This window comes from Desulfurobacterium pacificum (genome assembly GCF_900182835.1).
In the GTDB taxonomy this organism is placed as follows: Bacteria; Aquificota; Aquificia; order Desulfurobacteriales; family Desulfurobacteriaceae; genus Desulfurobacterium_B; species Desulfurobacterium_B pacificum.
The window spans coordinates 118,027-128,911 of record NZ_FXUB01000003.1; the positions used below are offsets into that span (position 1 = coordinate 118,027).

The window sequence follows — 10,885 nt, forward strand, 5'->3', positions numbered from 1 at the left end:
AGTTGTACTGCAAAATTTGTCATTTAACATCTGTTCATTCAAGATATGATGGGCGTATATTCTTAAAAGAACTAAAAAGTTTGAAGGAAGCAGGTTTTGATACCTATCTTATAGTAGCAGACGGGAAGGAAGATGAGATTACTAAGGAAGGTATTAAAATATTAGATGTAGGGATACCAAGAAATAGAAAAGAAAGAGTTTTGAAGATAACAAATGAAATTTACAAAAAAGCTTTAAAAGTTAATGCAGATATTTATCATTTTCACGATCCAGAGCTTATTCCTATGGGACTGAAGCTAAAGAAATGGGGTAAGAGAGTTATTTACGATGTGCATGAGGATGTGCCAAGACAAATTTTGACTAAACCTTATTTAAACAAGGTTTCTAAAAAATTCCTATCTTTTTTCTTTGAAAAATATGAAGATTGGGCGGTTAAAAAATTTGATTTTGTGATTACTGCTACGCCTTATATAAGAGACAGATTATTAAAAATAACTCTCAATGTTGTTGATATAAATAATTACCCTCTTTTAGAGGAATTTCCTGAAATATCACCTTGGAAGGGAAGGAAAGCAGAAATATGTTATATAGGAGGCATCGCCAAGATAAGAGGTATAGTGGAGCTGATAAAGTCTTTAGAAAATGTAGATACTCTCTTACATTTGGCGGGTAGTTTTGAAAGTAAGTCTGTGGAAGAAGAAGTTAGAAAATTGTCTGCTTGGAGGAAAGTAAGATATTACGGTTTTGTTGATAGAACAAAAGTTCAGGAAATTTTAAAAAGTGTTATGGTAGGTATGGTAACATTTTTACCTTGTCCTAATCATGTAAACAGTCAGCCTAATAAACTTTTTGAATATATGGCTGCGGGCTTACCGGTAGTTGCCTCTAATTTTCCTTTATGGAAAGAGATAGTTGAAGAAAATAGATGTGGAATATGCGTAAATCCTTTGAATCCAAAGGAAATTGCGGAAGCCATAAAATATTTACTAACCCATCCTGAAGAAGCTAAAGTAATGGGAGAGAATGGAAGAAAAGCAGTCTTAGAAAAATACAACTGGAGTTTGGAAGAAAGAAAGTTGATAAAAGTTTACAAGGAGCTTTTGAATGATTAAGTTGATGGAAGAAAGAGATTTCGAAATCTATGAAACTTTAAATAAGAAGTATGGAACTATTTTTACATCTCTTGATTGGCTAAAATTGTTTTCTCCCAGAGTAAAACTGTATGGACTTTATAGTAAAAGCAAAGAACTAGTTGGAGGAATAATTGTTTATGTGGAAAAAAGTACAGTTTGAAAATCCTTAGGAATCCACCTATCACACCTTATAGCTTTTGGGTAGTACCTCCACTATCTTCAAAAGCTTTTTCCATTCAATCTTATTATAAAAGTATTTTAAAAGAGCTGGCATACTTTTTAAAAGAAAATTTTTCTCAAAAAATTTTATATTTGAGTTTTCCCTATTCCGTTACTGATTTTCAACCTTTTATTTGGGAGGGATTCAAAGTTTTTCCAAGATATACTTATCTATTAGACTTAAATATTTGTATAGACGATATAAAAAAGCAAATGTCTCCAGAAAGAAGAAATGATATTGGAAAAGTTCTAAGAGATGGGTTAGAGATTCGAGAAATCAAAACGATAGAAGATAAGGAAACTGCTTTAGATTTAATAGCACACACATTCAAACGACAGAATAAGCAAGTGAATTTAGATATTATCAAAAAAGTCCTTTTTGAGTTTTTAAAGACACAGAACGGTTTTGGCTACATAACATATAAAAAGAAAACCCCTCTTGCCACTTCTATACGTATTTATGACAAAAAGACAGCTTATTATATTTTAGGAGGATACAATTCAAAAGAAAAGCATCATGGAGCAGGTGCATTAAGTTTATGGAGTTGCATATTAAAAACGAAAGAGAAAAATTTGCAAACATTTGATTTTGAAGGCTCTATGATACCTAACATTGAGAGGTATTTTAGAGGATTTGGGGGTAAGATAACGCCTTATTTTGCTATTGCAAGGGCTTCCTTTGTGATTGAGTGTTTTTTGAAAATTTTTAAAAGGAGTATTTTTTGAGATGAAAATTATAATATCCCACGATGTTAACCATTTAACTACATGGGAATATAAAAGAGACCTGATTATTCCTAAATTTTAGGTTCGTAGTTTGATAGAAATAGGTTTGGGTGCTATTTCTTTAAAGGAATTCTTGTTAAGATTTAAAGATTTTATTTCTAATAAATGGAATAACGTAGAGGAGCTATTAGAGTTTAATAAAGCTAACAGTATACCTGCAACATTCTTTTTGGAATGAATCAAGGTTTGGGATTATCATATTTCCCTGAAAGTGCTCAAGAATATATCCAACTGGTTTTAAACAAAGGATTTGATGTAGGAGTTCATGGAATTGATATAAGGATTTTGAAGGAATTAAAAAGGAATTTGATACATTTAGAGAAATATCTAAATTGAGTAAATTTGGTATTAGAATGCATTACTTAAGGATGAATAGCGAAACTTTAGAAAAATTGGAAAGAGCAGGTTACATTTTTGATTCAACTCTCTATGAGGAAAAAAATCCATTTAAAATAAATAAGATGTGGGAATTTCCACTGCATATAATGGATGGGTATATACTTCAAGGCAAAGAGAGATGGCAAAGCTTGAAATTTCAGGAGGTCATGGATCTTACGAAGAGGAGAATAGAAACTTTGTTTGATAAAGGTATCAAGTATCTTACAATTTTATTTCACGACAGATATTTTTCGGAAAGTTTTAGAACATGGAAAGAGTGGTATATACATACGGTAGAATTTTTAAGGTCTAATAGTTTTAGTTTTGTTAGCTATGGGAAAGCCATAGATGAGTTAGAGAATGTAAAGCAGGGAGAGAAGATATGAAAGTCGTATCTGTAGTAGGAGCTCGTCCTCAATTTGTTAAAGCTGGGATTGTTTCAAGAAAACTTAGAGATAAGGGAGTAAAAGAAATTTTAGTTCATACTGGGCAACACTATGATTTCAATATGTCTAATGTATTCTTTAGAGAGTTAAGGATTCCTAATCCAGATTATTATTTAGGCATTGGTTCTGGAATGCATGGTGAACAGACAGGAAAAATGTTGATAGAGATGGAGAAAGTTTTAGTTGAAGAAAAACCGGACATAGCTTTGGTTTACGGCGATACAAATTCTACTTTAGCTGGTGCTTTGGCTGCATCTAAGCTCCACATTCCTGTCGCTCATGTTGAAGCTGGTTTGAGGAGCTATAATAGAAAAATGCCGGAGGAAATAAATAGAGTTTTAACAGACCACATTTCTGAAATTTTGTTCGCTCCTACGGATGTCGCGGTTGAGAATTTGAAGAAGGAAGGAATTACCAAAGGGGTTTACAAAGTTGGGGATGTTATGTTTGATGTTGCTTTAGAAGTTGCAGGCAAAGTTAATGAAAAAAAAGTATTGAATAAATATGGTCTTAAACCAGAAAAATTTATTTTGGTTACCATTCACAGAGCAGAGAATACTGTGGAAGAAACTTTTCTCCAAATATGGAAAGCTCTTAATAAACTTGCAAAGTTGGGGATTAAATTGTTCTTTCCTGTGCATCCTCGAACAAAGAAATTAATAGAAAAATTAGAATTGGTTCCAGAATCTAAAAATCTAACTCTAACGGAGCCAGTTTCCTACTTTGAAATGGTAGCCTTAGAAAAGAATGCAAAGGTCATTATCACTGACTCTGGAGGAGTCCAGAAAGAAGGATTTTTCTTTGGAACTCCGTGTGTTATTCCCAGAGAAGAGACGGAATGGATTGAACTTGTAGACTTTGGATTTAATCATCTTGCTGGAGTTAATACGGAGAAAATTTTTGAACTGTGTGAAGGACTTTTCTTCGGTGGGATAGAAATACAAAAAAATTTGCCAAAGTTCTATGGAGATGGTTCAGCCTCAGATAAAATTGTTTCCATTATAAGCGGGGATGACTTTGAATAAAAAGATTGTATGGTTTATAAATGAATATGCTGGAAGTCCGAAATATGGAATGGTTTTTAGGCATTATTATTTGGGAAAAGAATTAGTAAATCTTGATTACAATGTATGGATTATAAGTGCAAATTATTCTCACTTGTTTTATAACTACCCTCATGTTAAAAGAGAAAATATTGATGGTATTAACTACTACTGGATAGATGTTATAAAGTATCCACATGCTCATAGTAAAAAGAGAGTTCTAAAATGGTTTCAATTTTCTACTAAACTATTTAGACAGCTAAGATTTCTACCAAAGCCAGACTATATTTATGTTTCTTCACCTTTTCTTCTACCTATAGTTCCTGCTTATTTTTATAGCAAAAAGTATAAGGCTAAACTCATTTTTGAGGTAAGAGATATTTGGCCTTTAACTCTTGTAGAACTTGGGGGTTATTCTTGGAAACATCCTTTTATTAGTTTTATGCGGAAGATTGAGCTGTTTGCTCTAAAAAAATCGGATAGTATAGTGTCTGTTTTATTTAACTTTGGAAAGTATTTAAGTGATTTGGGGTTGAAAAGGGATTGGCATTACATTCCCAATGGCGTAGCGATGAAGGATGTTGTAGAAGAGGAGTTGCCGAAGACATTTATTAGTAAGATTCCGAAGAACAAATTTATTGTTGCTTATACTGGAACTATTGGGTGGGCTAATTCGTTGGATACATTACTTGGGGCTGCAGAAATTCTTAGAGACAGGAAAGATATTGCTTTTGTAATAGTCGGAAAAGGGAAAGAAAAGCAGAGGCTGATTTCAATTAAAGAAAAAAAGATGCTGAATAATGTTGTATTTCTTGAGCCTATTACAAAAGGTCAAATATTGGCTTTCCTAAAAAATTTTGTAGATATAACTTATGTAGGATTAAGGAGAAAAAAATTGTTTAAATATGGAGTGTCTCCTAATAAGATTTTTGACTATATGCTCGCCAAAAAACCTATTATTCATGCAATAGACGTTCCTAATGATTTAGTTTCACAAGCCGGCTGTGGAATAAGCGTTAAGGCTGAAAGTCCTAAAGCAGTTGCAGATGCTATTTTGAAGCTTTATGAAATGCCGAAAGAGAAGAGGGAACGCTTAGGAGAAAATGGTTACAGTTTCCTGTTGAAGAATCATACTTATGAAAAACTGGCAGAAAAGCTTGTTAAAGAAGTTTTGGCGTAACGGAGGAGATTAAAATGGAAATTCCCTTTCACAGACCATATATAGGTAAAGATGAAGAAAAAGAAGTTATTGATAGTCTTAGAAAAGGCTGGCTCACTATGGGGAAAAAGACAGTTGAATTTGAAAGGAAATTTGGAAACTATATCGGGGCTAAAAACGCCATTGCTGTTAGTTCGTGCACAGCTGCCCTGCACTTAGCTTTAAGGTGCATAGGTCTAAAAGAGGGAGATGAGGTCTTAGTTCCGGCTGTTACTTTTGTTGCTACAGCCGAGGTGGTTGGTTACTTTGGGGCAAGACCGGTGCTTGTAGATGTGGAAAGAAATACACACCTCATTGACATAAATGATTTGGAGAAAAAGATAACAGAGAGAACTAAAGCGATAATACCGGTTCACTACTCTGGTCAACCTGCCGATATGGATGAGATTATAGAGATAGCAAAAAGCTATAACCTCTATGTTATAGAGGATGCAGCTCACGCCTTACCTTCATGGTATAAAGGAAGAAAGGTTGGAACTATTGGAGATTTAACAGCATTCAGCTTCTATGCTACAAAAACTTTAGCCACTGGCGAAGGCGGAATGGTGACAACAGAAAATAATGAATGGGCGGAGAGAATAAGAGTCCTCAGACTCCACGGAATTAGCAAAGATGCGTGGAAAAGGTACACTAAAGAGGGAAGTTGGGAATATGATGTTCTTGAGAATGGCTATAAGTATAATATGACAGATATAAACGCAGCCCTTGGATTAGCTCAGCTAAGAAAGGTAGAGTGGATGTGGAAGGAAAGGGAGAGAGTAGCGAGTATGTACAACGAAGCTTTCAGAGAATATGAAGAGTTAATTCCTTATAGAGTTAAGTCAGATAGAATAAGTTCTTGGCACCTCTATCCTTTAAAGTTGAACCTTGAATCTCTTAAGATTAATAGGAATCAGTTTATTGAGGAATTAAAGAGGAGAGGAATCGGCACGAGTGTTCACTTTATACCTCTTTATAGATTCTCTTATTACAAAAACATAGGGCATGGAGCAGTTGATTTTCCTAAGAGTGAGTGGGTTTTTGAGAGAGTTGTTTCCTTGCCGATTTTTCCGGGGATGAGAAAAGAAGAAGTTGAATACATTATTGAAAATATTATTGACATTGTTGAAAAAAACAGAAGGTAAAAATGCTCTATGAAAAGTATTTCAAGAGAGCTTTTGATTTTATAGCTTCTTTGTGTGGTCTTATAATTCTTTTCCCAATGTTTATTGTAATTGCTGTTTTGATTAAAATTGAAGATGGTGGGAGAGTGTTTTTTAGACAAACGAGGGTAGGACAAAACGGAAAGCTGTTTAAAATCTATAAGTTCCGAACGATGGTTGAGAACGCGGAAAAAATGGGGGCTCAGGTAACAAAAGGGGATGATCCGAGGATTACTAAGATAGGTAAAATTTTGAGAAAGTATAAACTTGATGAATTTCCTCAACTTATAAATGTTGTAAAAGGAGAGATGAGTCTTGTTGGTCCCCGTCCGGAAGTTCCCAAATATGTGAAATTTTTTGAGGAGGATTATAAAGAAATTTTAAGAGTAAAACCAGGAATAACCGATTATGCTTCCTTAGAATATAAAGATGAGAATGAGCTTCTTAGAGGAGTTGATGATCCTGAAAGAGTGTATCTGGAAAAAATACTTCCTGAAAAGATAAAGTACTATAAGAGGTATCTAAAAGAAATCAGTTTTTTAACTGACTTGAAACTTATATTGAAAACAATAATGGAGATTTTTAAATGAAAGGTTTGCTCAGGCCGACAAAAAGAAAACGTTTTTTGTTTTTCTTTGTCAGTGATATCTTTCTATTTACTTTTAGTTTCTATATAGCATTTTTGTTAAGATTTAACTTTTTAATTCCCAGTAGCTATTTAAAAATTTTCCCCTATTGGCTTGTTGTTATTTTATTCTTGAAGATTTCAACTTTTTGGTTCTTGGGAGTATATAGAGCCAATTGGCGATTTATTGGGTTGAGCGAGTTTAGCCGAATAGTTATTGGACTTGGAGCGGATGCGATACTTATGCTTTTGATTGATATAATTTTCCAAAGACAAGTTCCTTTGTTTTCCATTCCTCTTAGTGTGATTTTAATTGATTTTTTTGTTTCCTTATCTTTTGTTTCTGTACTTAGAATTTCTAAAAGAGTTTACGTAGAGATTATTAGAAAAGGTAAGAACTCCAAAAGAACTGTAGTTATAGGAGCTGGAAATACTGGTGAGAGGATTGTTAGAGAACTTAGAAGAAATAGTAATGCTGAGTTTAATCCTGTGTTTTTTGTAGATGATGACCCGAATAAAATCGGAACTTGTATTCATAATGTACCGGTTCTTGGAAAAATTGAGGATTTACCTGGACTTTTGAAAGAAAATAAAATAGAAGCTGCAATAATTACTATTCCATCACTTTCTCATAGAAAAGTAAGAAAAATTTTTGCTCTTCTTAATACTGCTGGAATAAAGGAAGTGAAAATTGTTCCAAGTATATCTAAGCTTCCCTCTCAAGTCATTAGTGTAAAGGATATAAAAGAAATTTCTATAGAGGATTTGTTATGTAGAGAACCTGTTAATGTGAATTACGATTCTCTTCAGGAGTTTTTAAAAGATAAAAAAGTTCTTGTGACTGGTGCAGGAGGTTCGATAGGTTCCGAAATAATCAGACAGCTTCTGAAATTTAATCCAGCTAAGATAATAGCTTTAGAAATTGATGAAACGGAGCTTCACAATTTGTCTTTAGAGATAGCTAACGAGACAAACGAAAAGGGGATTACATTCAGACCTATAGTCGCAGATGTAAGAGATAAAGAAAAGATTGAAAGAATATTTTCTGAGGAAAAGCCTGAAATTGTTTTTCATGCAGCTGCTTACAAGCACGTACCATTAATGGAATATTTTCCTGAAGAAGCTGTTAAAACAAATATTTTGGGAACTTATAACGTGGCACTTGCTGCTGTCAAAAACAATGTTGAGAAATTTGTAAATATATCTACAGATAAAGCTGTTAATCCGACAAGTATTATGGGGGCTACAAAAAGAATGTCTGAAATGATATGTAAAGCTTTAAATGACATAGGGAAAACAAAATTTATATCCGTCAGATTTGGAAACGTCTTGGGTAGTAGAGGGAGTGTTGTTCCTATATTCTTAGATCAAATAAAAAAAGGGGGGCCTGTTACTGTAACTCATCCTGAGATGAGGAGATACTTTATGACCATACCGGAAGCTGTACTCTTGGTATTTCAAGCTGCAGCCATGGGGGATGGAGGGGAAGTTTTTGTGCTTGACATGGGGGAACCAGTAAGAATAGTAAAGCTTGCAGAAGAACTAATAAAATTACAAGGGCTTGAACCTTATAAGGATATAGATATTGTATTTATAGGGTTAAGACCTGGAGAGAAACTTTTTGAAGAACTTCTTACAGCTGAAGAAGGAACTGAGCAGACATACCACGAGAAAATTTATATTGCGAGAGTAAAATCAAATATTCCAGTGAGACAAATTAATGAGATAGTTAATGAATTGATAGAACTATCAAAGAAACTTGATAGAGAAGGGATAAAGCAGTTACTTCGGAAATATGTTCCTTTTTATAAAAATCAAGATAACACAACTATGTAAGTTGAGAAAAAAAGCGGGTTAGATAGGAAGAAATTAGCAGAAAGTAGTGCAGTTTTGAGGGTTATAATGTTATAAATTTCATAAGCAAGAGCGAAAAATTTTAGGAGGATTACAATGCCAGCAGTTTTGGAAAAAACTGAAACTAAGAAGAGAAAGGAACGTACAAAAGTACCTGATTATCTTGTTTATGAAGTACTTGGAAATAAAAAGATTTATTACAAAGATTATCAAAAAGTTTTGTCTGGAGAGTTACCGCCGGAGGCTATTATGGGAAGTAGTGATTTGCAAGCATGGATAATTGACTTAATAATTAGACTTTTACATTTTAAGCTTAATTACAAAAAATTTAAGATTCTGTCTAACGAGGTCGGATATTTTTACACACCTCAAAAAAGAAGTGAATGGCTGAACCTTGATATAGCTGTTGTGAGTAGAGAAAAGTTAAGGCAGCCTTCAGGAACTTACCTTAAAGTTCCTCCTGAGGTTGTTGTAGAGGTGGATACCAAGGCAGATTTGGCTAAAATAGGAGATAACTACTACATAGAAAAAACAAAAAAACTTTTAGAAAGTGGTGTCAAAAAGGTTGTATGGATATTTACAGAGCAGAAGAAAATACAGATAGCTGAAGAAGGAAAGCCTTGGCTTATCGTTGATTTTGATTATGAGTTTGAACTGATTGATGGGATTAAGTTGAATTTGGAAAACCTTATAAAGGAAGAAGAGGTTGAAACAAAGTGATGAGAAAGAAATTTTCGTTTGATGACCTTGTTGAAATAATGAAAAAACTTCGTTCGCCTGATGGGTGCCCGTGGGATAGGGAACAAACGCACGAGAGTCTTGTACCTTATCTGATTGAAGAAACTTATGAAGTAGTAGATGCAATAGCTAAAGGGAATTGGGAGAATCTAAAAGAGGAATTGGGTGATTTGCTTTTACAAGTTGTTTTTCACTCTCAGATAGCTTCTGAAAGAGGGAAGTTTACGATAGATGATGTGATTGATGGGATATGTGGAAAATTGATTTTTAGGCATCCTCACGTTTTTGGTGATAGGAGCGATATAAAAACTTCAGAGGATGTCCTTGAGAAATGGGAGGAGTTTAAAGAAAAGGAAGGAAAAAAGAGAAAATCTTTACTTGATGGAATTCCTGAATCGTTGCCGGCACTTGATTACGCTTTAAAGTTGCAGAAGAGGGCTGCAAAAGTTGGTTTTGACTGGAAAGACTTTGAAGGTATTAAGGAAAAGCTTTTGGAGGAAATTAGAGAAATAGAGGAAAGTTATAGAAAAGAAGATAAAAGGAAAATTGAGGAAGAGGTTGGAGACCTGCTTTTTATGGTGGTTAATTTAGCGAGAAAGTTAAATGTTAATCCTGAGATGGCTTTGAGAAAAGCGAATAAGAAGTTCGTTGATAGATTTTCTTACATTGAAGAGAAGGCTAAGGAAAAAAGAGAATCTCTTAAAGAGATGTCTTTAGAGGAGATGGAAAAGCTCTGGCAGGAAGCAAAACAGAAAGAACAAAAATAAAAAGAATGATAAACTTATAACTGCCAAATTGATTGTGAGAGGTGAATTATGCCGCTTTTCAAGAAGGTTCTTTATCCTACCGATTTCTCTGAGCTTGCCGAAGTTTCAAAAAACTACGTTATCAAATTGAGAGAAGCTGGAGCAGAAGAAGTTGTTCTTTTACACGTAATTCATCCTTTAGAGTTTAGTTTGCCTCAGTTTGACGACCCATTTGCGTTAGACGTTGCTACCATATATGCTCACTTGCCGGAAATAGAAAAAGAGATAATCAAAAGGCACGAAGAGCTAATGAATGAAATAGAAAGTGAGTTAAGAGAGAAAGGTTTTAAAGTTGATAAAGTATTGGTTGTAGGAGACCCGAAAGAAGAAATAGTTAGGGTGGCAGAAGAAAAGAACGTTAACGTAATAGTTATAGGTTATCACGGTAAAGGTCTTCTTGAAAGGATTCTTGAAATGGGAAGTACTGCAAAAGCTGTTATAAGAAAGGCTAAATGTCCGGTGTTGGTAGTTAAGAAAGAGTTTAGAGAGGAGTAGG

General features: G+C 34.0%; 12 protein-coding genes. All 12 read left to right on the plus strand.

Features of this window, described 5'->3' with window-relative positions:
• Positions 1 to 2: 2 nt before the first annotated feature.
• The gene (locus QOL23_RS06030) at positions 3 to 1,112 is read left to right on the plus strand and encodes a glycosyltransferase family 4 protein (protein WP_283400684.1); all 1,110 of its coding nucleotides are present in this window, start codon (positions 3 to 5) and stop codon (positions 1,110 to 1,112) included.
• Positions 1,105 to 1,293, plus strand: a complete 189-nt coding sequence (locus tag QOL23_RS06035) for a hypothetical protein (protein WP_283400685.1) — start codon at positions 1,105 to 1,107, stop codon at positions 1,291 to 1,293. The genes QOL23_RS06030 and QOL23_RS06035 overlap by 8 nt, the downstream gene beginning before the upstream one ends.
• Entirely contained in the window at positions 1,290 to 2,078 is a 789-nt protein-coding gene (locus QOL23_RS06040) for a GNAT family N-acetyltransferase (protein WP_283400686.1), read from the plus strand. The genes QOL23_RS06035 and QOL23_RS06040 overlap by 4 nt, the downstream gene beginning before the upstream one ends.
• Before the next feature lie 605 nt (positions 2,079 to 2,683).
• Positions 2,684 to 2,902 carry a hypothetical protein gene (locus QOL23_RS06045; RefSeq protein ID WP_283400687.1) on the plus strand — a complete coding sequence of 73 codons (219 nt, stop codon included), beginning with the start codon at positions 2,684 to 2,686 and terminating at the stop codon, positions 2,900 to 2,902.
• Positions 2,899 to 3,987 carry a non-hydrolyzing UDP-N-acetylglucosamine 2-epimerase gene (wecB, locus tag QOL23_RS06050; protein ID WP_283400688.1) on the plus strand — a complete coding sequence of 363 codons (1,089 nt, stop codon included), beginning with the start codon at positions 2,899 to 2,901 and terminating at the stop codon, positions 3,985 to 3,987. The genes QOL23_RS06045 and wecB overlap by 4 nt, the downstream gene beginning before the upstream one ends.
• Positions 3,980 to 5,185 carry a glycosyltransferase family 4 protein gene (locus QOL23_RS06055; protein ID WP_283400689.1) on the plus strand — a complete coding sequence of 402 codons (1,206 nt, stop codon included), beginning with the start codon at positions 3,980 to 3,982 and terminating at the stop codon, positions 5,183 to 5,185. Before wecB ends, QOL23_RS06055 begins: the two co-directional genes overlap by 8 nt.
• A gap of 14 nt (positions 5,186 to 5,199) precedes the next feature.
• On the plus strand, positions 5,200 to 6,348 hold the full coding sequence (locus QOL23_RS06060; RefSeq protein WP_283400690.1) for a DegT/DnrJ/EryC1/StrS family aminotransferase: 1,149 nt from the start codon (positions 5,200 to 5,202) through the stop codon (positions 6,346 to 6,348).
• A 2-nt stretch (positions 6,349 to 6,350) separates the two neighbouring features.
• On the plus strand, positions 6,351 to 6,956 hold the full coding sequence (locus tag QOL23_RS06065) for a sugar transferase (protein ID WP_283400691.1): 606 nt from the start codon (positions 6,351 to 6,353) through the stop codon (positions 6,954 to 6,956).
• Positions 6,953 to 8,827 carry a nucleoside-diphosphate sugar epimerase/dehydratase gene (locus QOL23_RS06070; protein WP_283400692.1) on the plus strand — a complete coding sequence of 625 codons (1,875 nt, stop codon included), beginning with the start codon at positions 6,953 to 6,955 and terminating at the stop codon, positions 8,825 to 8,827. Before QOL23_RS06065 ends, QOL23_RS06070 begins: the two co-directional genes overlap by 4 nt.
• 114 nt (positions 8,828 to 8,941) lie before the next feature.
• Positions 8,942 to 9,565 carry a Uma2 family endonuclease gene (locus QOL23_RS06075; RefSeq protein WP_283400693.1) on the plus strand — a complete coding sequence of 208 codons (624 nt, stop codon included), beginning with the start codon at positions 8,942 to 8,944 and terminating at the stop codon, positions 9,563 to 9,565.
• On the plus strand, positions 9,565 to 10,350 hold the full coding sequence (gene mazG / locus QOL23_RS06080; protein ID WP_283400694.1) for a nucleoside triphosphate pyrophosphohydrolase: 786 nt from the start codon (positions 9,565 to 9,567) through the stop codon (positions 10,348 to 10,350). The genes QOL23_RS06075 and mazG overlap by 1 nt, the downstream gene beginning before the upstream one ends.
• A gap of 48 nt (positions 10,351 to 10,398) precedes the next feature.
• Positions 10,399 to 10,884, plus strand: coding sequence for a universal stress protein (locus QOL23_RS06085; RefSeq protein ID WP_283400695.1), 486 nt, complete (start codon positions 10,399 to 10,401; stop codon positions 10,882 to 10,884).
• Position 10,885 lies beyond the last annotated feature (1 nt).

Excerpts from the sequence above, each read along its gene's own strand:
- QOL23_RS06070 (WP_283400692.1), top strand. The coding sequence starts at position 6,953 with ATGAAAGGTTTGCTCAGGCCGACAAAAAGAAAACGTTTTTTGTTTTTC.
- QOL23_RS06085 (WP_283400695.1), top strand. The coding sequence starts at position 10,399 with ATGCCGCTTTTCAAGAAGGTTCTTTATCCTACCGATTTCTCTGAGCTT.
- QOL23_RS06075 (WP_283400693.1), top strand. The coding sequence starts at position 8,942 with ATGCCAGCAGTTTTGGAAAAAACTGAAACTAAGAAGAGAAAGGAACGT.
- mazG (WP_283400694.1), top strand. The coding sequence starts at position 9,565 with ATGAGAAAGAAATTTTCGTTTGATGACCTTGTTGAAATAATGAAAAAA.
- QOL23_RS06035 (WP_283400685.1), top strand. The coding sequence starts at position 1,105 with ATGATTAAGTTGATGGAAGAAAGAGATTTCGAAATCTATGAAACTTTA.
- QOL23_RS06065 (WP_283400691.1), top strand. The coding sequence starts at position 6,351 with ATGCTCTATGAAAAGTATTTCAAGAGAGCTTTTGATTTTATAGCTTCT.
- QOL23_RS06045 (WP_283400687.1), top strand. The coding sequence starts at position 2,684 with ATGGATCTTACGAAGAGGAGAATAGAAACTTTGTTTGATAAAGGTATC.
- wecB (WP_283400688.1), top strand. The coding sequence starts at position 2,899 with ATGAAAGTCGTATCTGTAGTAGGAGCTCGTCCTCAATTTGTTAAAGCT.
- QOL23_RS06060 (WP_283400690.1), top strand. The coding sequence starts at position 5,200 with ATGGAAATTCCCTTTCACAGACCATATATAGGTAAAGATGAAGAAAAA.